The organism is Pantoea sp. S-LA4 (assembly GCF_054482835.1).
This window is the reverse complement of record NZ_JBTLRC010000002.1, coordinates 2,416,748-2,442,653: the sequence shown is the minus strand read 5'-3', so window position 1 is coordinate 2,442,653 and position 25,906 is coordinate 2,416,748. Positions and strand designations below refer to the sequence as shown.

25 protein-coding genes are annotated in these 25,906 nt (G+C 56.4%); 15 read left to right on the top strand and 10 right to left on the bottom strand.

The window, feature by feature from the left end; all coding sequences use genetic code 11:
• Positions 1–140 precede the first annotated feature (140 nt).
• The 4 genes from mepS to yeiP form a co-directional block, all read right to left on the bottom strand.
• A complete protein-coding gene (gene mepS, locus ACX3P5_RS12270) occupies positions 141–716 on the bottom strand; it encodes a bifunctional murein DD-endopeptidase/murein LD-carboxypeptidase (RefSeq protein WP_031377229.1) in 576 nt (191 codons plus the stop codon).
• Positions 717–1,230: 514 nt separating this feature from the next.
• Entirely contained in the window at positions 1,231–1,938 is a 708-nt protein-coding gene (locus ACX3P5_RS12265) for a phosphatase PAP2 family protein (protein ID WP_233987572.1), read from the bottom strand.
• A gap of 44 nt (positions 1,939–1,982) precedes the next feature.
• Positions 1,983–2,957, bottom strand: coding sequence for a CobW family GTP-binding protein (locus tag ACX3P5_RS12260; RefSeq protein WP_458968779.1), 975 nt, complete (start codon positions 2,955–2,957; stop codon positions 1,983–1,985).
• Positions 2,958–3,038: 81 nt separating this feature from the next.
• A complete protein-coding gene (yeiP, locus tag ACX3P5_RS12255) occupies positions 3,039–3,611 on the bottom strand; it encodes an elongation factor P-like protein YeiP (RefSeq protein ID WP_336755629.1) in 573 nt (190 codons plus the stop codon).
• Positions 3,612–3,778: 167 nt separating this feature from the next.
• On the opposite strand from yeiP, the gene ACX3P5_RS12250 reads away from it, so the two are divergent.
• On the top strand, positions 3,779–4,033 hold the full coding sequence (locus ACX3P5_RS12250) for a YkgJ family cysteine cluster protein (protein WP_233987575.1): 255 nt from the start codon (positions 3,779–3,781) through the stop codon (positions 4,031–4,033).
• A gap of 106 nt (positions 4,034–4,139) precedes the next feature.
• Here the strand turns inward: ACX3P5_RS12250 and ACX3P5_RS12245 are convergent, their stop codons facing one another.
• Positions 4,140–4,334, bottom strand: a complete 195-nt coding sequence (locus tag ACX3P5_RS12245) for a hypothetical protein (protein WP_233987576.1) — start codon at positions 4,332–4,334, stop codon at positions 4,140–4,142.
• Between ACX3P5_RS12245 and fruB the strand changes: the two genes are divergently transcribed.
• The 3 genes from fruB to fruA are packed head-to-tail and all read left to right on the top strand — an operon-like array spanning position 4,305 to position 8,078.
• The gene (gene fruB / locus ACX3P5_RS12240) at positions 4,305–5,435 is read left to right on the top strand and encodes a fused PTS fructose transporter subunit IIA/HPr protein (RefSeq protein ID WP_458968778.1); all 1,131 of its coding nucleotides are present in this window, start codon (positions 4,305–4,307) and stop codon (positions 5,433–5,435) included. The two genes, ACX3P5_RS12245 and fruB, sit on opposite strands and share 30 nt — an antisense overlap.
• The gene (gene fruK, locus ACX3P5_RS12235; protein ID WP_233987578.1) at positions 5,432–6,370 is read left to right on the top strand and encodes a 1-phosphofructokinase; all 939 of its coding nucleotides are present in this window, start codon (positions 5,432–5,434) and stop codon (positions 6,368–6,370) included. The genes fruB and fruK overlap by 4 nt, the downstream gene beginning before the upstream one ends.
• Before the next feature lie 16 nt (positions 6,371–6,386).
• The gene (fruA, locus tag ACX3P5_RS12230; RefSeq protein WP_458968777.1) at positions 6,387–8,078 is read left to right on the top strand and encodes a PTS fructose transporter subunit IIBC; all 1,692 of its coding nucleotides are present in this window, start codon (positions 6,387–6,389) and stop codon (positions 8,076–8,078) included.
• Between the two features lie 216 nt (positions 8,079–8,294).
• Here the strand turns inward: fruA and nfo are convergent, their stop codons facing one another.
• A complete protein-coding gene (nfo, locus tag ACX3P5_RS12225) occupies positions 8,295–9,140 on the bottom strand; it encodes a deoxyribonuclease IV (protein WP_233987581.1) in 846 nt (281 codons plus the stop codon).
• A gap of 54 nt (positions 9,141–9,194) precedes the next feature.
• A complete protein-coding gene (locus tag ACX3P5_RS12220) occupies positions 9,195–10,250 on the bottom strand; it encodes a YeiH family putative sulfate export transporter (RefSeq protein WP_458968776.1) in 1,056 nt (351 codons plus the stop codon).
• Positions 10,251–10,356: 106 nt separating this feature from the next.
• Here ACX3P5_RS12220 and ACX3P5_RS12215 point away from each other — a divergent pair, with 106 nt between their 5' ends.
• From ACX3P5_RS12215 to ACX3P5_RS12195, 5 genes are all read left to right on the top strand, one after another.
• Complete coding sequence (locus tag ACX3P5_RS12215; protein WP_233987583.1) at positions 10,357–10,722, top strand: YkvA family protein; 366 nt, start codon at positions 10,357–10,359, stop codon at positions 10,720–10,722.
• Positions 10,723–10,740: 18 nt separating this feature from the next.
• The gene (gene yieE, locus ACX3P5_RS12210) at positions 10,741–11,607 is read left to right on the top strand and encodes a DNA-binding transcriptional regulator YeiE (RefSeq protein WP_458968775.1); all 867 of its coding nucleotides are present in this window, start codon (positions 10,741–10,743) and stop codon (positions 11,605–11,607) included.
• A 117-nt stretch (positions 11,608–11,724) separates the two neighbouring features.
• Positions 11,725–13,191, top strand: a complete 1,467-nt coding sequence (locus ACX3P5_RS12205; protein WP_233987585.1) for an amino acid permease — start codon at positions 11,725–11,727, stop codon at positions 13,189–13,191.
• Between the two features lie 421 nt (positions 13,192–13,612).
• Positions 13,613–14,689, top strand: a complete 1,077-nt coding sequence (locus ACX3P5_RS12200; protein WP_233987586.1) for a FecCD family ABC transporter permease — start codon at positions 13,613–13,615, stop codon at positions 14,687–14,689.
• Entirely contained in the window at positions 14,689–15,477 is a 789-nt protein-coding gene (locus ACX3P5_RS12195; protein ID WP_336755623.1) for an ABC transporter ATP-binding protein, read from the top strand. The genes ACX3P5_RS12200 and ACX3P5_RS12195 overlap by 1 nt, the downstream gene beginning before the upstream one ends.
• Positions 15,478–15,551: 74 nt before the next feature.
• Here ACX3P5_RS12195 and fghA read toward each other — a convergent pair whose 3' ends face one another.
• From fghA to ptrR, 3 genes are all read right to left on the bottom strand, one after another.
• The gene (fghA, locus tag ACX3P5_RS12190; RefSeq protein ID WP_458968774.1) at positions 15,552–16,397 is read right to left on the bottom strand and encodes an S-formylglutathione hydrolase; all 846 of its coding nucleotides are present in this window, start codon (positions 16,395–16,397) and stop codon (positions 15,552–15,554) included.
• Positions 16,398–16,409: 12 nt separating this feature from the next.
• Complete coding sequence (locus ACX3P5_RS12185) at positions 16,410–17,534, bottom strand: S-(hydroxymethyl)glutathione dehydrogenase/class III alcohol dehydrogenase (RefSeq protein ID WP_233987589.1); 1,125 nt, start codon at positions 17,532–17,534, stop codon at positions 16,410–16,412.
• 101 nt (positions 17,535–17,635) lie between these two features.
• Positions 17,636–18,547, bottom strand: coding sequence for a putrescine utilization regulator PtrR (gene ptrR, locus ACX3P5_RS12180; protein WP_233987590.1), 912 nt, complete (start codon positions 18,545–18,547; stop codon positions 17,636–17,638).
• A 128-nt stretch (positions 18,548–18,675) separates the two neighbouring features.
• On the opposite strand from ptrR, the gene ACX3P5_RS12175 reads away from it, so the two are divergent.
• From ACX3P5_RS12175 to mglA, 6 genes are all read left to right on the top strand, one after another.
• On the top strand, positions 18,676–19,803 hold the full coding sequence (locus tag ACX3P5_RS12175) for a YbfB/YjiJ family MFS transporter (RefSeq protein WP_458968773.1): 1,128 nt from the start codon (positions 18,676–18,678) through the stop codon (positions 19,801–19,803).
• A 125-nt stretch (positions 19,804–19,928) separates the two neighbouring features.
• Positions 19,929–20,594 carry a GTP cyclohydrolase I FolE gene (folE, locus tag ACX3P5_RS12170; protein WP_233987592.1) on the top strand — a complete coding sequence of 222 codons (666 nt, stop codon included), beginning with the start codon at positions 19,929–19,931 and terminating at the stop codon, positions 20,592–20,594.
• A gap of 50 nt (positions 20,595–20,644) precedes the next feature.
• Positions 20,645–21,805, top strand: coding sequence for a DUF418 domain-containing protein YeiB (gene yeiB / locus ACX3P5_RS12165; RefSeq protein ID WP_233987593.1), 1,161 nt, complete (start codon positions 20,645–20,647; stop codon positions 21,803–21,805).
• Between the two features lie 147 nt (positions 21,806–21,952).
• Positions 21,953–22,993 carry an HTH-type transcriptional regulator GalS gene (gene galS, locus ACX3P5_RS12160; RefSeq protein ID WP_233987594.1) on the top strand — a complete coding sequence of 347 codons (1,041 nt, stop codon included), beginning with the start codon at positions 21,953–21,955 and terminating at the stop codon, positions 22,991–22,993.
• A 319-nt stretch (positions 22,994–23,312) separates the two neighbouring features.
• On the top strand, positions 23,313–24,308 hold the full coding sequence (gene mglB / locus ACX3P5_RS12155; RefSeq protein ID WP_336755620.1) for a galactose/glucose ABC transporter substrate-binding protein MglB: 996 nt from the start codon (positions 23,313–23,315) through the stop codon (positions 24,306–24,308).
• Positions 24,309–24,376: 68 nt separating this feature from the next.
• Complete coding sequence (gene mglA / locus ACX3P5_RS12150; protein ID WP_233987596.1) at positions 24,377–25,897, top strand: galactose/methyl galactoside ABC transporter ATP-binding protein MglA; 1,521 nt, start codon at positions 24,377–24,379, stop codon at positions 25,895–25,897.
• Positions 25,898–25,906 lie beyond the last annotated feature (9 nt).

Below are 25,906 nucleotides of genomic sequence, written 5' to 3'. Positions count from 1 at the left end.
GGGGAATGTCTCGATATTCTTTTGAAAGACAATGGTTTTCATGCCATCAGTCTCAGGCGGGTAAAGGCAACAGACGAAAAAAAACGCTGCGTTAGCAGCGTTTCATATTCTCTGGCTGAGAAGGAGATCAAAGGCGGTAATCAGGTCGGGTTACGACTTAATACACGTCGCCCTTCACGATAACGCTTTTTCCAGTAATCATCGTTCAGATTTGAAATCATCACACCACTGCTGGTGGAAGCATGAACGAAGTTATCATTACCGAGATAGATGCCAACATGACGGCCAGTAGAACCAGCACGGAACAGCACCAGATCGCCAGGACGCAGTTTAGTGCGCGAAATCTCTTTACCGGTGCCCTGCTGCTCTGAGGTAGAGCGCGGCAGTTCTAAGCCAAATTGATCGCGGAAGGTGCGCTGTACAAAGGCGGAACAATCGATACCGCGTTTGGTATCGCCACCCAGACGATAGCGCACGCCTTTCCAGACAGCGTATTGATCCATGATGCGCGACTTAACGTCGACGTTACGCACCATTTCTTCAAACTCATCCTGAGACGCCTGAAGTAAAAAACCATTGTGGTTGTTAACTTCATGATTCTCGTTATTCGCGTTTTGACCGTTATGGGTACTGCTACAAGCTGAGAGGAGAGTTGCCAGTGCCACTGCAGGCACGATTCGCCAGATATATCTCAGTATTGGTTGAGACTTGACCATTATTCGGGTTTTCCTTCGATGTCCTTACGACAAGATTGTCGCCAGCCAGATGACAAAACAGGGAGATTAATAAGCGAAACAGACTAAGACAATTCCTTAATTACTAAAATGTGTTAATGGACACATTTTTACTGTAAAAAAAATCGAATTCTCTGATGCTGTTACCCCACAGCGACTGAGGTTAACTGATTCCAGACGCCGTGGCGAGTGCTTTCAATCAAATTCTTATAGGTTTTTCTGATGTGAAATCAAACCTTAACACACTGACTAATTTAGCAACAATTGTGGTCAAATGATGGTGAGAGCAGGGGACCAAAATGGCGCTAATTCGGCCTATAGCCTGCTAATTGAGAATTTTCTTTATGGACAAGCGAACGTGAGGATTATTTGACCGATGAAGCCGGTCATAACCTTTTCTTTTAATGGATTTGATTAGCCTGCTAATAGTGCATCGGGTTTTTTTATAAGCGCGGGCGGCTAAGAATAAGGCCATTATTGCACCCGCGCTTATCATTCAGGCCAGGGGCTTATATTTACCCGGCAATTTGCGATAAAACCAATTAACCAGCAGATCGCTGGCCGGAGTTAATAACCACCAGCTTAATCCCACTAATACCACTGAAAGGGAACCGACAGCGATATCGGTGAACCAGTGCGCGCCCGCCATCACCCGTGGCAGTGAAAAAATAACCACAATCGCCGCCGCAATTAAAAAACGACCGAAACCAAAATAACGCCAGATAAAGCAGGCGAAGATCATCAGCATCATGCCGTGGTCGCCAGGGAAACTGTCTTTCGAGGCATCTTTGGCCGGAATACCGGTCAGTTCACTGACCCGATGGACGTTTTCGAAGAACAGCGTCGGGCTGGAATGCTTCACCGGCAGCAGATGGCCCAGCTGGTTGAGCACCACCGCGGTGAGCAGCATGGTAATGCCGATAGCCAGCATCCGTCGCCGTGCCTGCGGGGTTTCTCCTCGCCAGATCGACAGATAAAGCAGACCCATCGCCAGCAGCGAGACCGCATCAAAGCCACGATAGTTAGTGATCGCCACGAGCAGCGCAAAGCCGGAATGGATAATCATCTGGCTATTAAAGCCAAAGAAAATGGATTTATCGACGCCATACCAGAAACCATGTTCAGGTGGCAGATACCATGACAGGAATAGCACCACACCTAATGCGTTCAGCAGCAGGATGGTTATAAGGCGAGTTACGCGCATAGTTAAACTCATATTTAAAAAAATAACCGCCGACGATACCCTTGTCAGCGTAAACGGCACTTCAACAACGCCGATTGTAGTCTATTCCAGTCAGCCTGCTGCGAATGAATGATCTCAATACGGCTGTCGGCGGGTGGCAGCGATCGCGTTTCAAGCTGCAGATCCGCGCCCTGACGATTAATATTCAGCGATCCCTCTTCAACGCGCATGACGCCTTTTATCCGATCGCCTGGGGCCAGCCGGACCCATTCCAGCAGCGCCGCCCGATCAAACCGCGTCTCAGGGTCAAACAGCCAGCCACAGGCGCTATAGTCCTGCCCCTGATTCAGCGCCCGACGCCAGCGTGCCTGACCTTCCAGCCGCAGTGCCGCGACGCCGCTGACCGCGGCAGTCACCGGATGATGATGCTGCGGCACCGGCAGCTCGCGTGGCTTGCCGCGCGGCGTATCCAGCAGCGCCAGCGGAATCTGACCAAATTCGGTGGCAATAAAGGGCCGCTGATCCTGCGCATCCTGTTGCCAGCGGGCTAAGCGCTGATAATCCTCCGGCTGCCAGCGATCCTGCTTGTTACCGATGATTACGTCTGCTGCGGCCAGCTGATCGCGGAAATTTTCATTGGCGACCACGCGTGGATCGGCCAGCTGGCGGGCATCCAGCAGGGTGAGGGTGGCGTTAAGTTGCAGCCAGGAATGGTAGGTCGGGGAACTCAGCATCTGCAGTAACTGACGCGGATGGCCTAAACCGGTCGGCTCGATCAGCAGCCGGTCCGGTTTATTTTTCAGCAGCATATTGAGCCCGACCTGCATCGGCAGGCCGTTGACGCAGCACATGCAGCCGCCAGGGATCTCTTTTAACGTTGCGCCGCGGTTCGCCAGCAGCGCGCCATCGACACCAATCTCACCAAATTCATTGACCAGCACCGCCCATTGTTCATTGGCAGGCTTTGCCGCCAGCAGATGACATAACAGCGTGGTTTTGCCACTGCCTAAAAATCCGGTGATCAGATTGACCCGTGTCATCGGTCCGCCTCCTGTCAGCATAGCCGGGTTAAAGTGTTATAATATAACAATCGGCAACCCGGCAACGTTCAGGCTGTGCGATCAGTCGGCGCGGCCCATATAACGGCGTTCGGCAATATGAATGCGGATGCGGTCGCCGTTGCTGAGGTATTCCGGTACCTGAACCACCAGCCCGGTGCTCATGCCAGCCGGTTTAGTGCGGGCACTGGCCGAGGCGCCTTTAATGCCGGGCGACGTATCGACAATTTCCATGTCGACGGTTTGCGGCAGTTCCAGCGCCAGCACCTGGCCTTCCATCGTCAGCACCTGAATGCCCGGAATCCCGCCTTCAGGAATAAACAGCAGCTCTTCTTCGATCTGCTCTTTTTTGAAGTTATAGGGAGTGTAATCTTCGTCGTCCATAAAGACGTACTCATCACCGTCTATATAAGAGAAGGTGACGCTGCGGCGGCTGAGCGAAATCGCATCAATGATCTCGTCGCCTTTAAAGCGTTCTTCTACTTTCATTCCGGTGCGTACATCGGTGAAACGCATCTTATACAGGGTGGCTGCGCCACGCGCGCTTGGGCTCTGGACATCAATATCTTTAACCAGCAGCAGTTTTCCGTTATGGGTAACGGCCATTCCTTTTTTGATCTCATTCGCTTTTGGCATTGCTGTTCTCTTTGCTATCTCTGAGAGTGAATTGCGCGCCACGTTACTCGCGCCGGTGAAAACTGGCAATATGGCGACGGTGAAATTTTACCTGGGGCAGCGGCAGACGTGGCAATTACGCCGTCAGACTGCTATTGTCGCCGCGACTTTCTCTGCCGGAGCACAGTATGCAATGCCGTAGCCACTGCGGTGCCTGTTGTACGGCGCCCTCCATCTCTTCACCGATCCCCGGCATGCCCAACGGCAAACCCGCTAACACCCCCTGCGTGCAGCTTGATGAGGCTTTGCGCTGCAAGCTGTTTGGATCTGACTTACGTCCCGCGGTGTGTGCCGGCCTGCAGCCTGCGCACAGCATGTGTGGCGATTCACGTCAGCAGGCGATGATCTATCTGTTGCAGCTGGAAGCGGACACCGCGCCCTGATCCGCTGACGTTGCTGAACCTTTGGCTGAGTTTATGCCAGGCTTACAGCAACCGCGTCAGCGGGCAGAGAGCAAAATCTTAAAACGTCGATGAAATGTGCGTAACATCAAAAATCTGCTACGCCGTTTGCGCATTTTCTTGCCTGCTGCCAGGTGCTGTACCACAATCCTTGAAACGTTTCAGCGGTGACCACGCCACCTGTTTTCAGCAGGATGGCGTAATAATTTCCCCACTGGCTGAAACGATTCAATCTCAGCAAGCGAGGAGAATTATGTTCCAGCTCGAATTGCAGGCCATCCATACCGGAGCCAGCGCCCAGAATAAAGAAGAGGCCATTCGTCAGGTTGCAGCAGCGTTGACCGCTGCCGGTAATGTGACGGAGGGCTACGTCAACGGTATGCTGGCGCGTGAGCGGCAAACCTCAACCTTTCTGGGCAACGGCATCGCGATTCCGCACGGCACCACCGATACCCGCGATCTGGTGCTGAAAACCGGCGTCCAGGTGTTCCAGTTTCCGCAGGGCATCAGCTGGGGCGACGATCAGACCGCCTATGTGGCTATTGGCATTGCCGCCAAATCGGATGAGCATCTGGCGCTGCTGCGTCAGCTGACCCATGTTCTGAGCGATGACAGCATCGCTGAACAGCTTAAAACCGCCTCTGCTGAAGATCTGCGTGCGTTGCTGATGGGCGAAAAACAAGCCGCCGAATTTAGCTTCGACACCTCATTAATTACCCTGAACGTCGCCGCCAGCGATCTGATCACCTTACAGGCGATGAATGCCGGTCGGCTGCAGTCGGCTGGCGTGGTCGATGCCAGCTACGTCGCCGATGTGGTTTCCAACCCGCCGCTGAGTCTCGGTCAGGGGATCTGGCTGAGCGACAGCAGCCTCGGCAACCTACGCAGCGGCGTCGCCGTCAGCCGTGCCGCCCATCCGTTTGAGCATCAGGGCGAATCTGCGGCGCTGTTAATCAGCGTGGCGGCGGTGGATGAACGTCCGCTGGAAGTGCTGGGTTACCTCAGCGCGCTGTTACAGCAGGGCAAAGCGGACCGTCTGCTGAAAGCCGATGCCGCCGGTGTCTATGCGCTGCTCACCAGTGAAGTGGACGAGCAGGCTGAGGTCCTGACGGCAGAATTTACCATCCGCAACGAGCACGGTTTACATGCCCGTCCGGGTACTGCGCTGGTCAGCGTCATCAAGCAGTTCAACAGCGACATTACCGTTACCAATCTTGACGGCAGTGGCAAACCCGCCAACGGCCGCAGCCTGATGAAAGTGGTCGCGCTCGGCGTGAAGAAAGGCCATCGCCTGCGCTTTACCGCCAGCGGCGAAGACGCTCAACAGGCGCTGAACGCGATTGAAGAAGCGATCACCAGCGGACTGGGCGAGGGGGCAGCATGAGCAGACGCGTCGCAACCATCACGCTGAACCCGGCCTATGATCTGGTGGGCTATACCCCTGAAATTGAACGTGGCGAAGTTAACCTGGTAAAAACCACCGGACTGCACGCGGCAGGTAAAGGCATCAACGTTGCCAAAGTGCTGAAAGATCTCGGCATCGACGTCACCGTAGGCGGTTTCCTGGGGAAAGAGAATCAGGATGGCTTTCAGCAGCTGTTCAGCGAACTGGGCATTGCTAACCGTTTTCAGGTCGTGCCAGGCCGCACCCGTATTAACGTCAAACTGACTGAGCAGACTGGCGATGTCACCGATCTGAACTTCTCAGGATTTCAGGTCACCGGACAGGACTGGGACCGCTTTACCAGCGACTCTCTGACCTGGCTGGGCCAGTTCGATATGGTCTGCGTCAGCGGCAGCCTGCCGGAAGGGGTCGATCCTGACGCCTTTACCCGCTGGATGACCGAGCTGCGCACTCATTGCCCGTGCATTATCTTCGACAGCAGCCGTGATGCGCTGGTCGCCGGGCTGAAAGCCGCGCCGTGGCTGGTTAAACCTAACCGCCGTGAGCTGGAAATCTGGGCCGGTCGTAAACTGCCGGACCTGCAGGATGTGATTGGTGCTGCCCATGAGCTGCGCGAGCAGGGCATCGCCCATGTGGTGATCTCGCTGGGCGCAGAAGGCGCGCTTTGGGTTAATGCCTCAGGCGAATGGATTGCCAAACCACCGGTGTGCGAAGTCGTCAGCACCGTCGGCGCGGGCGATTCAATGGTGGGCGGCCTGATTTACGGGCTGTTAATGCGTGAATCCAGTGAACACACGCTGCGTCTTGCAACGGCAGTGGCGGCGATGGCCGTCAGTCAGAGCAACGTTGGCGTTTCCGATCGTACCCAGTTGGCCGCAATGATGGCGCGCGTCGACTTACAACCCGTTAACTGACAGCAGGAGAGCGATAATGAAAACGCTGCTGATAAAAGATCCTTCATTGGGACTGGCTTCCGCTTACATGGCGCAACAACGTCTGACCGCTGCGGGCCTGACGCTGACTGATAATCCTGCCGAGGCCGAACAGGTTATCGTGCTGGGCAAAAACGTGCCGGACGACGCGGCACTGAACGGTAAACCGCTGTGGCAGGGTGAGGTTCAGCTGGCGATCCGCGAGCCAGAAACCTTCCTCACTCGCGCCAGAGCCGAAGCGAAACCCTGGCAGGCTGCGGCAGCCGTTGCCGGGCCAGCTGGTGCGCCTGCGGCGGCCCAGGCCGGTGCGCAGAAACGCGTGGTTGCGATCACTGCCTGCCCGACCGGCGTAGCCCACACCTTTATGGCCGCAGAGGCGATTCAGGCTGAAGCGACCCGTCGCGGCTGGTGGGTCAAAGTAGAAACCCGCGGCTCAGTTGGTGCTGGTAATACCATTACGCCGGAAGAAGTGGCGGCGGCCGATCTGGTGATCGTGGCGGCTGATATCGAAGTCGATCTGGCGAAATTTGCCGGTAAGCCGATGTACCGCACCTCAACCGGACTGGCGCTGAAGAAAACCGCGCAGGAGCTGGATAAAGCAGTAGCCGAGGCGAAGCCGTACAAAGCCACTGGCGCGCAGAGCAGCGACAACCAGAACGAGAAGAAAGAGGGCGCAGGCGCCTATCGTCACCTGCTGACCGGCGTTTCTTACATGCTGCCGATGGTGGTAGCGGGCGGTCTGAGTATCGCGCTCTCCTTTGCCTTTGGTATCACCGCTTTTAAAGAGCAGGGCACGCTGGCTGCCGCGTTAATGCAGATCGGTGGCGGTAGCGCCTTCGCTCTGATGGTGCCGGTACTGGCAGGCTTTATCGCCTTCTCCATTGCTGACCGTCCGGGTCTGACCCCAGGCCTGATTGGCGGGATGATCGCCACCAGCATCAACGCAGGCTTCCTCGGCGGGATCATCGCCGGTTTCATCGCCGGTTACGCAGCGAAGCTGATCAGCGGCAAAGTGAAACTGCCACAGAGTATGGAAGCGCTGAAGCCGATACTGATTATTCCGCTGTTTGCCAGCCTGATTACCGGCCTGCTGATGATTTATGTGGTCGGTAAACCGGTTGCCGGCATCATGAACGGTCTGACGCACTGGCTGGCGAACATGGGTACCGCCAACGCGGTGCTACTGGGCGCGATTCTGGGCGGCATGATGTGTACCGATATGGGCGGTCCGGTCAATAAAGTGGCTTACGCTTTTGGTGTCGGTCTGCTGAGTTCTCAGACGTATGCCCCGATGGCGGCGATCATGGCGGCCGGTATGGTGCCACCGCTGGCGATGGGCCTGGCGACGCTGGTTGCCCGTCGTAAATTCAATAAAGGTCAGCAGGAAGGGGGCAAAGCGGCGCTGGTACTGGGTCTCTGCTTTATCTCTGAAGGTGCGATTCCGTTCGCGGCCCGTGACCCGATGCGTGTTCTGCCTTGCTGCATCGTCGGCGGCGCGACCACCGGTGCCATCTCGATGGCGGTGGGTGCCAAACTGATGGCACCACACGGTGGGCTGTTTGTGCTGCTGATCCCAGGCGCGATCACCCCGGTGGTCGGCTATCTGGTAGCGATTGTGGTCGGCACGGCGATTGCTGGCCTGAGCTATGCGGTGCTGAAACGTCCGGAAGAGCAGCTGGCAAAAGCCTGATTTGCTCAGGGGCATAATCTGCTGAAGTAAAAAAACAGGGAGCCAGATGGCTCCCTGTTTGCTTTTTCAGACGGTGAATAATGTTAAAGCGATGGGTGAATACGCCTGGAGTAAAGCATTGCGCCGCCGGGATAAAACGCCAGCCCCTGCCCGGCACCAGACTGCGTTATCACCGATCCCTTAACTGATCGGCATTAAGCCGACTGGCTCCCTGTTTTATCCCTGCTGTTCGGACTTCAGCCAGGCAATCTCATCTTTCCAGATATCCGGGTTGATGGTTTCAAGGATTAACGGAATCCCGTCAAAACGCGCATCCTTCATCATCCAGCTGAACACGGTTTTACCGATATTGCCTTCACCCAGGCTGTGATGACGGTCAACGCGGCTGCCGAAGGTGCTTTTTGCATCGTTGAGATGCATCCCGCGCAGATACTTAAAGCCAACGATGCGCTCAAACTCAGCGAAGGTGGCGACACAGTCCGCTTCGGTACGCAGATCGTAGCCACCGGCAAAAGCGTGGCAGGTATCCAGGCAGACCCCGACGCGTGTCTTATCCTCAACCTGGTCAATAATTTCCGCCAGATGCTCAAAACGGAAACCCAGATTGCTGCCCTGACCGGCGGTGTTTTCAATCACGGCTGTGACGTTACGGCTCTGGTCGAGGGCGATGTTGATCGATTCGGCGATGCGTTTCAGGCAGGCCTGCTCGTCAATCTGATGCAGGTGGCTGCCCGGATGGAAGTTCAGCAGCGTCAGGCCAAGCTGATCGGCACGCTGCAGCTCATCAATAAAGGCAGCGCGGGATTTTTCCAGCGCCTCAGCCACCGGATGACCAAGGTTAATCAGGAAGCTGTCGTGCGGCAGGATTTGCTGCGAACTGAAGTGATATTTCTCGCAGGCGGCGCGAAAGGCATCAATCACCTCAGTGGAAAGCGGGGCGGCTTTCCACTGCCGTTGATTTTTGGTAAACAAGGCGAAGGCGGTTGCGTCGATCTCATGGGCGCGTATCACTGCCTGATCCACACCACCTGCCGCACTGACGTGTGCGCCGATATATTTCATGCCGTTCTCCTGAAGGGGCTATGCACTGAAGAGACGGCATGATACCTGATGCGGTTAGCCCATGAAATGTTGCACCAGCAGATTGATGGCACCGCCGCCGACGATCAGCCAGATAAACACCAGCGCACCCAGCAGCAGCGGTTTCACGCCTGCTTCACGTAATGCACTGAAACGGGTGGTTAATCCCAGCGCTGCCATCGCCATCGCCAGCAGTAATCCGGCCAGCTGATTCAGCATTGCGACAACTTCAGCCGGTAACAGGTGCAGCGAGTTAAACAGCGCAACCGCAATAAACAGCAGCGCAAACCACGGAAAGGTCACCGGACCCGAAGCCTGTGCGCGTGGCGTCTGGCGGCGCAGCACCGCACTGAGGCAAAGCAGGAACGGCGCCAGCATCATCACCCGCAGCATTTTGGCAATCACTGCGCTGTTCTCGGCATCCGGCCCGATGCTGTGTCCGGCAGCCACTACCTGCGCCACTTCATGAATGGTTGAGCCGGTAAACACGCCAAACTGCGCCTGATCAAGGGCAGGGAAGAGCGTATGCGCCAGTGGCCACAGCAGCGGATAGATAAAAATGGCCAGGGTACCAAACAGCACCACTGTGGCGATAGCGACTGCGACTTTTGACGCTGCCGCTTTAACCACCGGTTCGGTCGCCAGCACCGCCGCCGCACCACAGATACTGCTACCGGCACCAATCAGCCAGACGGTATCGCGATCCAGCTTCAGCAGGCGTATCCCCAGCAGACAGGTAATAAAGAAGGTGCTGCTCAGGGTGAGTGCATCAATCAGGATACCGCTGAGGCCGACGTCAGCGATCTGCTGCAGCGTGATGCGGAAGCCGAACAGAATCACCCCCAGCCGCAGCAGCTTCTGTTTCGCCAGCGCCACGCCGGCATCGCAGTGTGGGGAAAGCGGCGTATAGATGCTGTTGCCGATAATAATGCCCAGCACAATCGCCAGCGTCAGCGATCCCAGCCCCCACGAGGCGATCGCCGGTTGCCCGGCCAGCCAGCTGGCGGCAGCGGCAATCAGCGCGGTCAGCAGCAAACCAGGGAGCCAGAGCTGAAGCTGAGGGTGCGTTTTGTGAATGCTCAGATCTGCCATGTCGATTCCTCCTTCTGATTGAGACCCGATCATGGCGCTGGCTGGCTTAAAAGTGAAATTGATAATATATTTATAATTGACCAGAATAATCGATAAGGCGGCTATTATGCTATTTTCGCGTCTGCGCCGGTGGGCGAGGCTGATCAAAAGGGACATCGTGGTGCTGTGGTTTGCCTTTCGCGATCCGCGCACCCCGTGGTGGAATAAGCTGGCGATGATGGGGCTGGTCGCTTATGGCATCAGCCCGATCGATATCATTCCGGATGTGATCCCGTTTGTGGGTCTGCTGGATGATGCGGTGATCATTCCCTCTGGCGCAATGATACTGCTGCGTCTGCTGCCACGCGAGGTGCGTATCAGCAGCAGCGAAAGGGCGCAGTCCCAGCGTGCGCGCGGCAAAAAAATCGCCGGCTGGCTGGTGCTGATCGCGTTGATCTGGCTGGCGGTGGTGATCTATCTCATCAGGCAATAAGTGATTTAAGGAGCGCCGATGCACATTACGCTGCGGCAGATAGAAGTATTCACGGAAGTGCTGAAAAGTGGTTCAACCACTCAGGCGTCACAGCTGCTGGCATTGTCACAGTCGGCCGTCAGCGCGGCGCTGGCCGATCTGGAAAACCAGCTCGGCGTACAGCTGTTTGATCGGGTCGGTAAGCGGCTGGTGCTGAATGAGCATGGGCGACTGCTCTATCCGCGTGCGGTTGGCCTGCTGGAACAGGCCAGCGAAATTGAGCAACTGTTTAAAGAGGACAACGGGGCGATTCGCATTTTTGCCAGCAGCACCATCGGCAACTATCTGCTGCCGGGCATGATGGCGGCTTACCGGCGTGATTTTCCCGGCCTGCCGCTGGAGCTGAGCGTCGGCAACAGTCAGGATGTGATCACGGCGGTGTCCGATTTCCGCGTTGACGTTGGCCTGATTGAAGGACCCTGCCACATGACCGAACTGGTCAGCGAACCCTGGCTGGAGGATGAGCTGGTGGTGTTTGCCGCCCCGGATGCGGCGATCCTGCAACAGCCGGTGACGCTGGAGACGCTGGCCGCTGCGCCGTGGATCCTGCGTGAACGCGGCTCCGGCACCCGTGAAATCGTCGATTATCTGCTGCTGTCGCATCTGCCGACTTTTCAGCTGGGTATGGAGCTGGGCAATTCCGAGGCGATCAAACATGCGGTGCGCCACGGCATGGGCATCAGCTGTCTGTCACGTCGGGTGATTAGCGATCTGCTGGAGACCGGTACGCTGGTTGAACTGGCGCTGCCGCTGCCGCGTCTGACCCGTACGCTCTATCGCATTCATCACCGACAAAAGCACATCTCGAAGGCACTGACCCGTTTTTTATCCTATTGTCGCGAGTGATTACTAATAATCCGGGCGCGATCATGAACGTAACTTATAACAGCGCGGCATTCGCTATACAGCGCAGGCTTAGCTGCTACAATCGCGCCTCATTTTTACCCAGCGTAGCGTTTACACATGCATAATGACTCAAATACAACACAACAACCTGCGTTACGACGTGCGTTAAAAGCACGTCATCTGACGATGATCGCCATTGGCGGTTCTATTGGTACCGGCCTGTTTGTCGCCTCCGGGGCGACCATTGCCCAGGCGGGGCCTGGCGGCGCGCTGCTCTCCTATATCCTGATCGGGCTGATGGTCTATTTCCTGATGACCAGCCTCGGTGAGCTGGCGGCCTTCATGCCGGTATCGGGCTCCTTTTCCACCTATGGCGCGAAATATGTCGAAGAGGGCTTTGGTTTCGCGCTCGGCTGGAACTACTGGTACAACTGGGCGGTGACCATCGCGGTTGACCTGGTGGCCTCGCAGCTGGTGATGAACTACTGGTTCCCCGATACCCCTGGCTGGATCTGGAGTGCGCTGTTCCTCTGCCTGATGTTCCTGATGAACTACATCTCGGTGAAGGGCTTTGGCGAGGCAGAATACTGGTTCTCGCTGATTAAAGTAGCGACCGTGGTTATCTTTATCGTGGTGGGTGTGCTGATGATTACCGGCATCATGCGCGGCGCGGAGCATGCAGGCTGGCAGAACTGGCAGGTGGGTGACGCACCGTTTGCCGGCGGTTTTGCAGCGATGATTGGCGTGGCGATGATTGTCGGATTCTCCTTCCAGGGCACCGAACTGATCGGTATCGCGGCGGGCGAATCTGAAGATCCGGCCAAAAACATTCCGCGCGCGGTGCGGCAGATTTTCTGGCGTATCCTGCTGTTCTACGTGTTCGCGATCCTGATTATCAGCCTGATCCTGCCGTATACCGATCCGCAGCTGCTGCACAATGATATCAACGATATCAGCGTCAGCCCGTTCACTCTGGTGTTCCGCAATGCCGGGCTGCTGTCGGCGGCGGCGGTGATGAATGCGGTGATCCTGACGGCGGTGCTGTCAGCCGGTAACTCTGGCATGTACGCCTCAACCCGTATGCTCTACAACCTGGCCAGCGAAGGCAAAGCGCCGCGCATTTTTGCCCGGCTGTCAAAAGGCGGCGTGCCGCGCAATGCGCTGTGGGCCACCACCGTGGTGGCAGGACTCTGCTTCCTGACCTCGAAATTTGGCAACCAGGAAGTGTACCTCTGGCTGCTCAACACCTCGGGTATGACCGGCTTTATCGCCTGGCTGGGTATCGCCATCAGCCACTACCGTTTCCGTCGCGGCTATGTGGCGCAGGGACACGATCTGAATGCGCTGCCGTACCGTTCCGGCTTCTTCCCGCTGGGCCCAATCTTCGCCTTTGTGCTCTGCCTGATTATCACCCTCGGTCAGAACTACCAGGCGTTCCTCAATGACCGCATCGACTGGTACGGCGTGGCGGCGACCTACATCGGTATTCCGCTGTTCCTGATTATCTGGTTTGGCTACAAGCTGACGCGCGGCAGTCGCTTTGTGAAGTACAGCGAAATGGAATTTCCGGTTCACAAAGATTAACTTAGCGGATGGCACGGGCTCAGGGCGCTAATGCTATTGAGTCCGGTGCCTGACAGCGCGCTTTGAGGCGTGCCTAAGGCGCTGGCTTAGCGCGCTACGTCCTGCGCAAATACGCCCTCTAAGGCAAGGTTCAGCGCGGGCGATTATGCACCTCATCCCTGAAGCGCGTCTTAGCCGGGCCAACGCTTTGCGTTGTTCAAATTGCGTTGTTCAAATTGCGTTGTTCAAAAAACGCAAAGCGTTTTTATCTGGGCGGCGCGATGCTTTGCGAAAGGCGTATGCTCCCTGAGCCAGTCTCCCACCTGTCACACCGTTTTTTACTGTTTTTTCCCCTCTCGTTTATGCTCACGAATTGATAATTATTATCACCTGCACTATTGTGGCTGCGTTTTCTGACGGCATAGCCACACAGGGTTAAAACATGACTACCGAAACTTCGCTGCTGGCGGGGGATGAGACGCTTCAGCACACCATGCAAAACTACCATCAGGTGCTGCGCCGCCGCCTGTTCTGGATTGGCATACTGCTGCTGGCGATACTCGCCTCGCTGATCCTCGACTTCACCCTGGGCCCGGCCGGTCTCTCACTGCAAACGCTGTGGAACACGCTGCTTAGCCCGGAGAGCGTCGATGCCGGTACTCGCGTTATTGTCTGGGACATTCGTCTGCCCTATGCGCTGATGGCGATTGTGGTCGGGCTGTCGCTGGGGCTGGCAGGCGCAGAGATGCAGACCATCCTGAATAACCCGCTCGCCAGTCCGTTTACCCTTGGCGTCTCGTCTGCGGCGGCGTTTGGGGCAGCGCTGGCGATCATTCTCGGCATCGGCATTCCCGGCGTCCCCGATCAGTGGCTGATCTCTGCGAATGCCTTCGTGTTTGCGCTGTTTGCTGCCCTGATGCTGGATGCAGTGACCCGCTGGACTCAGGTTTCGTCGGCAGGCGTGGTGCTGTTCGGCATCGCGCTGGTGTTCACCTTCAATGCGCTGGTCTCGATGATGCAGTTTATCGCCAGCGAAGATACGTTGCAGGGACTGGTGTTCTGGACCATGGGCAGCCTGGCGCGCGCCTCGTGGGAGAAGCTGGGCGTACTGACCGTGGCGCTGGCCATTCTGCTGCCGTTTTCACTGCTGAGCAGCTGGAAGCTGACGGCGCTGCGCTTAGGCGAAGACCGCGCGGTGAGCTTTGGCATCGATGTGCGCCGTCTGCGTCTGGCGACGTTGCTGCGCATCAGTATTCTCTCTGCGCTGGCGGTGGCCTTTGTCGGCCCAATCGGCTTTATTGGCCTGGTGGCACCGCACATCGCCCGCATGATGTTCGGTGAGGATCATCGCTTTTATCTGCCAGCCAGCGCGCTGGTCGGGGCGCTGGTGCTGTCGCTGGCGTCCGTCGCCTCGAAGAACCTGATCCCGGGCGTGATCATTCCGGTCGGTATTGTCACCTCGCTGATTGGCGTGCCGTTCTTCCTGAGCATTATTTTGCGTCATCGGGGGACAGTCTGATGCAACAGGGTCTGACGTTACGCGGGTTCAGTGCCGGTTATCCAAAGCACAAGGTGATTGAAAACCTCAATGTTGCGCCGCTGCCGCGCGGAGAAATCACCGTGCTGCTTGGGCCAAACGGCTGTGGCAAGTCAACGCTGCTGCGGGCACTGGCCGGGCTGAATAAAGGCCGTGGCGAACTGTGGCTCAATGGCGAAAACCTGATGACCCAGCCGTTTGCACAGCGGGCAAAGCATGTGGTTTATCTGCCTCAGTCATTGCCGGCCGGCGTGCATCTGCACGTGCTGGAGTCGATTATCGTGGCGCAGCGCGCCTCCGGTGGCCTGCACAGCGCTAACAGCCAGGCGGAAGTGATGCACCTGCTGGAACAGCTGGGCATTGCTCATCTGGCGATGCGCTATCTCGATCAGCTGTCGGGTGGGCAGAAGCAGCTGGTCGGGCTGGCGCAGTCACTGATTCGTCGTCCGGCGCTGCTGCTGCTGGATGAACCGCTCAGCGCGCTCGACCTGAATTATCAGTTTCACGTGATGGATCTGGTGCGACGTGAAACGGCTCAGCGCAACATGGTGACGGTGGTGGTGGTGCATGACATCAATATCGCGCTGCGTCACGCTCAGCATGCGTTAATGCTGAAGCAGGGCAGTCTGGTCGCCGAAGGTCAGCCGGATCGGGTCATTACACCCGCCACGCTGGCACAGGTGTATGGCGTGGAAGGCCGGATTGAGCACTGTAGCCGCGGTATGCCGCAGGTGATGATCGACGGGCTGGTACACGACGCACTGGTGTAATGCTGAAGCAGGGCGGTTAACCGCGAAGAAGAGAAATACCTCATCGCCTCCGGCAGGAGACGATGAGGTGAGGCTTAACGCGCCAGCAGATGCTGCGCGTGGAAGCGCAGATGATCCTCAACAAAACTGGCGATGAAGAAGTAGCTGTGATCGTAACCCGGCTGAATACGCAGGGTCAGCGGGAAGCCCGTCTCACGGGCCACCGACTCTAACCGCTCCGGCTGTAGCTGATCGGCTAAGAACTGATCGCTATCGCCCTGATCGATCAGCATCGGCAGGCGGTGTGAAACCTGCGTCATCAGCTGACAGCTATCATAGTCACGCCAGGCTGCGCGATCGTCGCCCAGATAGGCCTGAAACGCTTTCTGTCCCCACGGCACATCCATCGGATTCACTATCGGCGCAAACGCCGAGGCTGAGGCAAAGCGACCGCCCAGACGCAGCGCCAGCATCAGCGCGCCATGTCCACCCATTGAATGCCCCATGATCGACTGACGTTCGCTGACCTTGAAGTTATCCGCAATCAGCGCTGGCAGCTCACTGCTCAGATAATCGAACATGCGGAAATGGCGGGCCCACGGCTGCTGCGTGGCATTGAGGTAGAAACCGGCGCCCTGGCCGAGATCGTAACCCTCATCATTCGCCACCTCTTCACCACGCGGGCTGGTATCCGGCATGATCAGCATCAGACCCAGCTCCGCCGCGACGCGCTGCGCCCCGGCTTTGGTGGTGAAGTTTTCATCATTGCAGGTCAGGCCGGCCAGAAACCAGACCACCGGCGGCGGCGCATCATCGTGCGGAGTCGGCAGATAGATGCTGAAGGTCATCGGGCAGTTCAGCACCGCCGACTGATGACGCCAGCGCTGTTGCCAGCCGCCGAAAATGCGATGTTCTTCCAGAAGCTCCAGAGTGGATGCCATAACGCCTCCTGATTACTTGTTAAAATGCACCACCGAGCGGATCGATTTCCCTTCGTGCATCAAATCAAAGGCGTCATTAATCTCTTCCAGCGGCATGGTGTGGGTGATGAAATCATTCAGCGCAAACTTGCCGTCGAGATAATCCTGCACGATGCCTGGCAGCTGGGAACGGCCTTTCACGCCGCCAAATGCCGAACCGCGCCAGACGCGACCGGTTACCAGCTGGAAAGGACGGGTTGAGATCTCTTCGCCCGCACCGGCTACGCCGATAATCACTGACTCGCCCCAACCCTTATGGCAACACTCCAGCGCCGAGCGCATCACGTTGACGTTACCGATACATTCAAAGGAGTAATCGACGCCGCCATCGGTCAGTTCAACGATCACTTCCTGAATCGGCTTATCGTAATCTTTCGGGTTAATCAGATCGGTGGCACCCAGCTTACGTGCCAGATCGAACTTACTGGTGTTGATGTCGATGGCGATGATGCGACCGGCTTTCGCCATTTTGGCACCGATCACCGCGGACAAACCAATACCGCCGAGACCGAAGATCGCCACGGTGTCGCCTTCCTTCACTTTGGCGGTGTTCATCACCGCGCCCATGCCGGTGGTGACGCCGCAGCCCAGCAGGCAGACTTCTTCCAGCGGGGCTTCTTTGCTGATTTTCGCCAGCGAGATCTCCGGGATAACCGTATATTCAGAGAAGGTCGAGGTGCCCATATAGTGGAAAATCGGCTTACCGTCTTTGAAGAAACGGGTGGTACCGTCTGGCATCAGGCCTTTGCCCTGGGTGGTACGAATCGCCTGGCAGAGGTTGGTTTTGCCGGACAGGCAATATTTACATTGACCACACTCCGGGGTGTAGAGCGGGATCACATGGTCGCCGACTTCGACGCTGGTGACGCCTTCGCCGACCGCTTCAACGATGCCACCGCCTTCATGGCCGAGGATCGCCGGGAAAACGCCCTCAGGATCGGTGCCGGACAGGGTATAGGCATCGGTATGGCAAACGCCGGTCGCCACGATGCGAACCAGCACTTCACCTTTCTGCGGCGGCATTAAATCGACTTCTTCAATTTTCAGCGGTTCGCCAGCAGCCCAGGCAACAGCGGCACGGGTTTTGATCATATTCATGCAATCCCTCTTCCAGTCAGATTGTGACGCGCAGTGGCGTCTGGTTGGTCGTGATGATTCAGAGCCTGGCCCGCCAGGCTCTTAAACATAGCGCGGAACGCTTATTCCGCCGTCTGTAATGGGTGGATCAGCTCATCGTTGAGCGGGCGATCGTCAAATTGTTCGATAATCAGGTATTTCAGCGCTTCGACATTCGGGGTAAACGCATCGCGTCGCCACATCAGCCAGGTAGCCGTATCACGATAGCCTGGCGGCAGGCTGTGCGCCTGAACCCGTGAACGATCGGCCATCTGCTTCAGCACCGAGGCCGGGATCATCGCCACGCCCGCGCCGCCTGCCACACAGGCCAGCATGGCGTGATAGGACTGAATCTCCATCACGTTGTCAGGCGCGGTCTGGCTGTCGCGATACCAGCTTTCCAGCTTCACCCGGTAGGAGCAGCTATTGCGAAAGGCAAACAGCGTATCCCCCTGGACGTCACGCGCGCTGCTGATCGGCGCGTGATCCAGCCCGGTGATCAGCACCATCTCCTCGCGAAAGGCGATACAGCCGTTGAGATCGTCATGAGAAACCGGGCCATCGACCAGCGCGGCGGCTAAGGTGCCTTCACGCACCCGATCGATGATTTCGCCCGAGGTGCCGGTGATCAGCGACAGCGCCACTTTGGGAAAACGCTGGTGATAGGCGGCCAACAGGCCTGGCAGTCGGGTCGCCGCGGTACTCTCCATCGATCCTAAGGCAAAATTACCGGCCGGTTCGCCGGTGCGGGTCATGCTCATCGCTTCTTCGCTCAGCGCCAGGATACGCTGCGCATAATTCAGGAAATTATGGCCCATTGGCGACAGGCGAATGCGCTGCTTCTCACGAATAAACAGATCAACGCCTAACTCTTCTTCCAGCTGGCGCAGCCGTGTGGTCAGATTAGAGGGCACGCGATGCAGCTGTTCTGCCGCGCGCGCCAGCGAACCGCTTTCGGCGACGGAACAGAACATACGTAGCTGAACTAAATCCATATCTTCTCTTCCCGTAAACAACTTGGTTAATATTATTCACTTTCCGTGAGTTTAAACATCCTGCATGCTGTAAGCAAGTCGGAAAAGATCTCAGGTCAGCACCAAACCAGCACAACAGGAGTTCAGCCATGGCGGTACGCGTCGCGCTTAGCGCATTTTTAACCTTATTTGTGGCAATGGGGATTGGGCGCTTTGCCTTTACGCCGCAGGTACCGCTGATGATTCAGGAGCACCAGCTGACGCTGACCAGTGCCAGCCTGGTGGCGGCATTAAACTATCTCGGTTATCTGTGTGGCTCTTTTGATGCGATGCGCGCGCACCGTCGGGTAGAGCTGCGGTTGCTGGCTGGTGTCTGGGGCGCGGTGATCCTGACGCTGCTTTCGGCCTGCGTTAGCGGTCCCTGGCTGCACGGGGCGATTCGTTTCCTGATTGGCTGGGCCAGCGGCTGGGCGATGGTGCTGGTGGCCGCGTGGAGCAATGAACAGCTGCATCGGCATGGCAGGGCAGGGTTATCGGCGGCGGTGTTTGCCGGTCCGGGCTGCGGTATCTTTGTCAGCGGTCTGCTGGCGGTCGTGCTGCACAGCTTTCAGGTATCTGCATCGCTGGCATGGGCCGCTTACGGCGCGCTGGCGCTGCTGCTGATTGCGCTGATTAGCCGTAACCTGCCGCGTCGGGGCGAACTGCATCGTCCGGATCAGGCACCTGAACCGCTGGTGCTGAACCGCGATCTGAAGCGGCTGGTACTGAGCTACAGCCTGGCGGGCTTTGGTTACATTTTGCCTGCCACTTTTTTGTCGCAGATGGCGGCGGCACGCTTTCCTGACGGGGCGTTCGCGCAGTTCGTCTGGCCAATCTTTGGCGGAGCGGCGATGGTCGGCATTGTGATCGGCATTATGACCCGGCGCTGGGGCAGCAGCCATGCCCGGCTGGCGCTGGTGCTGTGGGCGCAGGCGCTGGGCGTGCTGGCGGCAGCGCTGTTGCCGGGCTTCAGCGGCTTGCTGATTGGGGCGCTGCTGGTGGGTGGCGGCTTCCTCAGCGTCGTGCAGCTGTCACTGCTCTATGCGCGTGAACTGGCACCGCAGCATCTGCGATACATGGCCGGATTACTCACCACCGGTTATGCGGTCGGGCAACTGGTCGGCCCGCTGCTGTCGTTTCTGTCAACCGCGCTGCTGCACCGGCTGGAACCGGCGTTGTGGGTGGCGGGCGCGAGTCTGGTATGGGCGGGTCTGCTGGTCTGGCGACGCGCTGCCTGACCCGCGTTGATCACCAATCTGATTGATTGCTGGATTCCCCGCAAAGAAAGTTTCACAATACGCGCTCAGTTACAGGGCCCGCAGGCATTGACCGGCGGGCGCAACACCAGCCGGAGAAGAGTACGATGAGCACCTTAAGTCAGGAAGCTGCCCTGGTTCATGAAGCGCTGTTAGCGCGTGGCCTGGAAACGCCGTTACGTGCACCGACGCGCGATCTCGATGACGAAACGCGTAAGAGCCTGATTGCAGGCCACATGACCGAAATTATGCAGCTGCTGAATCTCGATCTGGAAGATGACAGCCTGATTGAAACCCCGCACCGCATTGCCAAAATGTATGTTGATGAGGTGTTCTCCGGTCTCGACTACGCCAACTTCCCTAAAATCACCGTCATTGAGAACAAAATGAAGGTTGATGAGATGGTCACCGTGCGTGATATCACCCTGACCAGCACCTGTGAACACCACTTTGTGATTATCGATGGCAAAGCGACCGTCGCCTATATCCCGAAAGATACGGTGATTGGTCTGTCGAAGATTAACCGCATCGTGCAGTTCTTCGCGCAGCGCCCGCAGGTGCAGGAGCGCCTGACGCAGCAGGTACTGGTGGCGCTGCAAACGCTGCTGGGTACCAATAATGTCGCGGTGTCGATTGATGCGGTGCACTACTGTGTGAAAGCGCGTGGCGTGAAAGATGCCACCAGCGCTACAACCACCACCTCACTCGGCGGACTTTTTAAGTCCAGTCAGAACACCCGCCAGGAATTTCTGCGCGCGGTACGCCATAGTTGAGTCAACGGCGGGCGCACTCTGGCGCCCGCGTCGTCAATGCAGGGTGCCGCATGCAACGCTATCACGCGCTGGATTTCATACGTGGATGTGCCATTCTCGGCATCCTGCTGCTTAATATTGTCGGCTTCGGACTGCCGTCCGCCGCCTATCTCAATCCTGCCTGGCAGGGCAGCGTCACGCTCTCTGACGCCTGGACATGGGCGGTCTCTGACGCACTGGCTCAGCTCAAGTTCCTCACCCTGTTTGCGCTGCTATTTGGCGCGGGTCTGCAAATGCAGCTGCCGCGCGGCAGCCGCTGGCTGACCGCTCGCCTGACGCTGCTGGTCTTATTCGGTTTTCTGCACGGCGTGTTTCTGTGGGAAGGCGATATTCTGCTGGATTACGGCATTATCGGTCTGGTGATATGGCGGGTTTTGCGCGATGTTCCCTCGACCCGCAGCCTGATGAACACCGGCATTCTGCTCTATCTGCTGGGCTGTGGCGTATTGCTGGTGTTCGGGTCGATTTCCGACCATCAGGCGACCCGTTCATGGCTGCCGGGCGCGGCCGATCTGCAATATGAGCAATACTGGAAACTGACCGGCGGCTGGGATGCGGTGCAAAACCGGCTCGATCACCTCGCCTCGGGTTTAATGGCGCTGGCGGCACAGTATGGCTGGCAGCTGGCGGGCCTGATGATGATTGGCGGGGCGCTGCTGCGCAGTGGCTGGCTGACCGGCGAATTTTCACCACAGCATTATCGTCAGGCGGCTGCGCTGCTGCTGACGATGGGGCTGTCGATTGCGGTGGCCGGCGTGGCAGCGCAGTGGCTGTTACATTGGGAATTTCGCTGGACCGGCTTTTATCTGCAAACCCCGCGTGATTTAGCGAGTCCGCTGATCAGCCTCGGCTATGCTGCACTCTGCCTCGGCTACTGGTCACGAATTAGTCGCTGGCGTATTAGCTATGCGATTCAGTGCGTTGGCCGGATGGCGCTAACCAATTACCTGCTGCAAACCCTGATCTGCACCACACTGTTCTATCGTTTCGGGCTGTTCATGCATTTCACCCGTCTGCAACTGGTGATGATGGTGCCCGCGGTGTGGCTGATCAATCTTCTGTTTTCACTCATCTGGTTACATTACTTTGCGCAGGGGCCGCTGGAGTGGCTATGGCGGCGTCTGACGCTGCTGGCCGCCGGTAAACCTGCCGTCACTGACAACGCCAGATAATGACCGCCATCACAAAGGTTGCAGAATTGTATGTAACCGTTTTCATTGATGTGACGCAATTCACGCTGCCTGCCTCCCGCCCCTGACAAAATAGCGCCGGTGTTCAACCCGGCGTGATGCCTTATTCTTCCTCTGTGGAACTGCTGCATGATAACGATTCGTGATGTTGCCCGTCAGGCTGGCGTGTCGGTAGCGACCGTCTCGCGCGTACTCAACAATAGTAGCGCTGTCACGTCTGATACCCGTGACGCCGTGTTACAGGCGGTTGACGCGCTGGGATATCGCCCTAACGCCAACGCGCAGGCGCTGGCTACTCAGGTCAGCGACACCATCGGCGTGGTGGTGATGGATGTTTCCGATCCCTTCTTTGGCGCACTGGTCAAAGCGGTCGATACCGTGGCACAGCGCGTACACAAGCATGTATTAATCAGCAACTCCTGGCATCAGGAAGAGAAAGAGCGCCACGCGATTGAGGTGCTGATTCGGCAACGCTGCAGTGCGCTGGTGGTCCATGCGAAAACGCTTTCAGACCAGGAGCTGGCTGAATTTATGCAACATGTACCCGGCATGGTGGTGATTAACCGCATCGTGCCCGGTTTTGAGCACCGCAGCGTCAGCCTGGATAACGTCACCGGCGCGCTGATGGCGTCACGAACGCTGTTACAACAAGGGCATAGCCGCATTGGCTACCTCTGTTCCAGTCATCCGATTGAGGATGTCGCCCAGCGCCGCGAAGGCTGGCTGCAGGCGATGGCGGAGCAGGGCATCCGGCCGCAGGAGAGCTGGATCGCCAGCGCTGAGCCCGATATGCAGGGCGGAGAAGCGGCAATGGTGGAACTGCTGGGGCGCAACCTCAATCTGAGTGCGGTGTTTGCCTATAACGACGGCATGGCAGCGGGCGCGCTCACGGCATTAAAAGACAACGGTATTCAGGTACCACAGCATTTTTCTGTCATTGGCTTTGATGACATCCCGATTTCGCGTTACACCGATCCGCAACTGACAACCGTACGCTATCCCATTGTTTCTATGGCTAAACTGGCCACAGAGCTGGCGTTACAGGGCGCGGCAGGGCTGCTGGATGACACCGCAACTCACATCTTTATGCCAACGCTGGTACGCCGTCATTCGGTGGCGCAGCGGCAAAATGTGGAGTCCGTCACTAATTCAAGCGATTCAGCCATGTAACCGTTTTCAATCTGTGATTACATTCACAGTTAATTAACATTGCCCTCACTATGATGGCAGCGTCTCACCGGACTGAAACATTATGTAACGCCCGCGTAACCGCATCAGGCACCGCTTCAGTCACTGGATGAAATGGTTCACAACATATTCATATTCACGGAAGCGTTTGCGTACAGGGAAGTCAGATTTTGGACGGCGGTCCAGCGGCTTAGCGTAACGTTGTGTCTACTCCGCATCGCCGATCAGTTTTACCGATTGTTCTCCCGCCTCTGTGGCGCGGCAGAGCTAAAAAGACCCTGCATAAAAAACCGGAGATACCATGAATAAGAAGGTTTTCACGCTCACAGCACTGGTTGCCAGCATGATGTTTGGTGCAACCGCTCACGCAGCTGACACCCGTATCGGCGTGACCATTTACAAATATGATGACAACTTCATGTCGATGGTGCGCAAAGACATCGAGAAAGAAGCGAAAACCATCGGTGGCGTTCAGCTGCTGATGAATGACTCGCAGAACGACCAGTCTAAACAGAACGATCAGATCGACGTGCTGATGGCGAAAGGCGTGAAAGCGCTGGCGATTAACCTGGTTGACCCGGCGGCTGCCGCGGTAGTGGTCGATAAAGCGCGCGCGAATGAAGTGCCGGTGGTGTTCTTCAACAAAGAACCTAATGCCAAAGTGCTGGCCGGTTATGACAAAGCCTATTATGTCGGTACCGACTCTAAAGAGTCCGGCATCATCCAGGGCCAGCTGATTGAGAAGCACTGGAAAGCGACCCCAGCATGGGATCTGAACAAAGATGGTCAGATTCAGTTCGTGCTGCTGAAAGGCGAGCCAGGTCATCCTGATGCTGAAGCACGTACCAAATATGTGATCGATACCCTGAACAAAGATGGCCTGAAAACCCAGCAGCTAGCGATGGATACGGCGATGTGGGACACCGCTCAGGCGAAAGACAAGATGGATGCCTGGCTGTCAGGCCCGAACGCCAAAAAAATCGAAGTCGTTATCGCTAACAACGATGCCATGGCGATGGGTGCGGTTGAAGCGCTGAAAGCGCACAACATGACCTCGATTCCGGTGTTCGGCGTCGATGCACTGCCAGAAGCACTGGCGCTGGTGAAATCGGGCGCGCTGGCCGGTACCGTGCTGAACGATGCGGAAAACCAGGCGAAAGCGACGCTGGATATTGCCAACAACCTGGCAAATGGCAAAACCGCCACCGACGGAACTAACTTCAAGATGGTTGATAAGATCGTCCGCGTTCCTTACGTTCCGGTTGATAAAGAAAATCTGTCACAGTTCGTGAAATAAGATCGATTGCGGGCGCGACCGCTGTCGCGCCTTTTTTATGTCACCACCGTTTTTTAGCCAGGTAAATTATGGCCAGTGATAATACGACCGCGCAGCGAGAATATCTGCTGGAAATGACCGATGTCAGTAAATCATTTCCCGGCGTTAAAGCATTAGATAATGTCAATTTAAAAGTGCGGCCTCACTCTGTTCATGCATTAATGGGCGAGAACGGCGCCGGAAAATCTACCTTATTAAAATGCCTGTTTGGTATTTATAAGAAAGATACCGGTAGCATTTTGTTTCAGGGTAAAGAGATCGATTATAAGAGCTCCAAAGAGGCGCTGGAAAATGGCGTGTCGATGGTGCATCAGGAATTAAACCTGGTATTACAGCGTACCGTGATGGACAACATGTGGCTGGGGCGTTATCCCCGTAAAGGCTTCTTTGTCGATCAGGACAAAATGTATAACGACACCAAGGCGATCTTTGACGAGCTGGATATCGATATCGATCCACGCGACAAAGTGGCGCATCTTTCCGTGTCGCAAATGCAGATGATTGAAATTGCCAAAGCGTTCTCTTATGACGCGAAAATTGTGATTATGGATGAGCCTACCTCCTCGTTAACCGAGAAAGAGGTCAATCATCTGTTCACCATTATTCGTAAACTGAAAGATCGCGGCTGCGGCATTGTTTATATTTCGCACAAGATGGAAGAGATTTTCCAGCTGTGTGATGAAATCACCATTCTGCGTGATGGACAGTGGATCACCACCCAGCCGCTTGACGGGCTGGACATGGATAAGATCATCTCAATGATGGTTGGCCGTTCACTGAACCAGCGCTTTCCGGACCGGACCAACGTGCCGGGTGAAACCATTCTTGAGGTGCGTAACCTGACGTCATTGCGTCAGCCATCGATTCGCGACATCTCGTTTGATCTGCGTAAAGGGGAGATTCTCGGCATTGCCGGACTGGTGGGCGCTAAACGTACCGATATCGTCGAAACGCTGTTTGGCATTCGCGAAAAATCGGGCGGCACCATTAAACTGCACGGTAAAACGATTAATAATCACAGCGCCAACGAAGCTATTAACCACGGTTTCGCGCTGGTAACGGAAGAACGACGTTCGACCGGGATTTATGCTTTTCTGGATATTGGTTTTAACTCGCTTATTTCCAATATTAAAAAATATAAAAACAGTATGGGGCTGCTGGATAATAAACGCATGAAGAGTGATACCCAATGGGTGATCGATTCAATGCGGGTGAAAACGCCAGGTCACCATACGCAGATTGGTTCGCTTTCGGGTGGTAACCAGCAAAAAGTCATTATTGGTCGCTGGTTATTGACCCAGCCTGAAATCCTGATGCTTGATGAACCGACGCGCGGTATTGATGTCGGGGCAAAGTTCGAAATTTACCAGCTGATTGCTGAGCTGGCGAAAAGAGAAAAGGGCATCATTATTATCTCTTCCGAAATGCCAGAGCTGTTAGGCATTACCGACCGTATTCTGGTGATGAGTAATGGTCTGGTAGCAGGCATTGTTGATACCAAAACCACCACGCAGAACGAAATATTGCGTTTAGCGTCATTACACCTTTAATGAAGCAAG

Bases quoted from the DNA above. Each gene is read 5' to 3' on its own strand.
- mepS (WP_031377229.1), bottom strand. From the start codon at position 716: ATGGTCAAGTCTCAACCAATACTGAGATATATCTGGCGAATCGTGCCT.
- ACX3P5_RS12265 (WP_233987572.1), bottom strand. From the start codon at position 1,938: ATGCGCGTAACTCGCCTTATAACCATCCTGCTGCTGAACGCATTAGGT.
- ACX3P5_RS12260 (WP_458968779.1), bottom strand. From the start codon at position 2,957: ATGACACGGGTCAATCTGATCACCGGATTTTTAGGCAGTGGCAAAACC.
- yeiP (WP_336755629.1), bottom strand. From the start codon at position 3,611: ATGCCAAAAGCGAATGAGATCAAAAAAGGAATGGCCGTTACCCATAAC.
- ACX3P5_RS12250 (WP_233987575.1), top strand. From the start codon at position 3,779: ATGCAATGCCGTAGCCACTGCGGTGCCTGTTGTACGGCGCCCTCCATC.
- fruB (WP_458968778.1), top strand. From the start codon at position 4,305: ATGTTCCAGCTCGAATTGCAGGCCATCCATACCGGAGCCAGCGCCCAG.
- ACX3P5_RS12245 (WP_233987576.1), bottom strand. From the start codon at position 4,334: ATGGATGGCCTGCAATTCGAGCTGGAACATAATTCTCCTCGCTTGCTG.
- fruK (WP_233987578.1), top strand. From the start codon at position 5,432: ATGAGCAGACGCGTCGCAACCATCACGCTGAACCCGGCCTATGATCTG.
- fruA (WP_458968777.1), top strand. From the start codon at position 6,387: ATGAAAACGCTGCTGATAAAAGATCCTTCATTGGGACTGGCTTCCGCT.
- nfo (WP_233987581.1), bottom strand. From the start codon at position 9,140: ATGAAATATATCGGCGCACACGTCAGTGCGGCAGGTGGTGTGGATCAG.
- ACX3P5_RS12220 (WP_458968776.1), bottom strand. From the start codon at position 10,250: ATGGCAGATCTGAGCATTCACAAAACGCACCCTCAGCTTCAGCTCTGG.
- ACX3P5_RS12215 (WP_233987583.1), top strand. From the start codon at position 10,357: ATGCTATTTTCGCGTCTGCGCCGGTGGGCGAGGCTGATCAAAAGGGAC.
- yieE (WP_458968775.1), top strand. From the start codon at position 10,741: ATGCACATTACGCTGCGGCAGATAGAAGTATTCACGGAAGTGCTGAAA.
- ACX3P5_RS12205 (WP_233987585.1), top strand. From the start codon at position 11,725: ATGCATAATGACTCAAATACAACACAACAACCTGCGTTACGACGTGCG.
- ACX3P5_RS12200 (WP_233987586.1), top strand. From the start codon at position 13,613: ATGACTACCGAAACTTCGCTGCTGGCGGGGGATGAGACGCTTCAGCAC.
- ACX3P5_RS12195 (WP_336755623.1), top strand. From the start codon at position 14,689: ATGCAACAGGGTCTGACGTTACGCGGGTTCAGTGCCGGTTATCCAAAG.
- fghA (WP_458968774.1), bottom strand. From the start codon at position 16,397: ATGGCATCCACTCTGGAGCTTCTGGAAGAACATCGCATTTTCGGCGGC.
- ACX3P5_RS12185 (WP_233987589.1), bottom strand. From the start codon at position 17,534: ATGAATATGATCAAAACCCGTGCCGCTGTTGCCTGGGCTGCTGGCGAA.
- ptrR (WP_233987590.1), bottom strand. From the start codon at position 18,547: ATGGATTTAGTTCAGCTACGTATGTTCTGTTCCGTCGCCGAAAGCGGT.
- ACX3P5_RS12175 (WP_458968773.1), top strand. From the start codon at position 18,676: ATGGCGGTACGCGTCGCGCTTAGCGCATTTTTAACCTTATTTGTGGCA.
- folE (WP_233987592.1), top strand. From the start codon at position 19,929: ATGAGCACCTTAAGTCAGGAAGCTGCCCTGGTTCATGAAGCGCTGTTA.
- yeiB (WP_233987593.1), top strand. From the start codon at position 20,645: ATGCAACGCTATCACGCGCTGGATTTCATACGTGGATGTGCCATTCTC.
- galS (WP_233987594.1), top strand. From the start codon at position 21,953: ATGATAACGATTCGTGATGTTGCCCGTCAGGCTGGCGTGTCGGTAGCG.
- mglB (WP_336755620.1), top strand. From the start codon at position 23,313: ATGAATAAGAAGGTTTTCACGCTCACAGCACTGGTTGCCAGCATGATG.
- mglA (WP_233987596.1), top strand. From the start codon at position 24,377: ATGGCCAGTGATAATACGACCGCGCAGCGAGAATATCTGCTGGAAATG.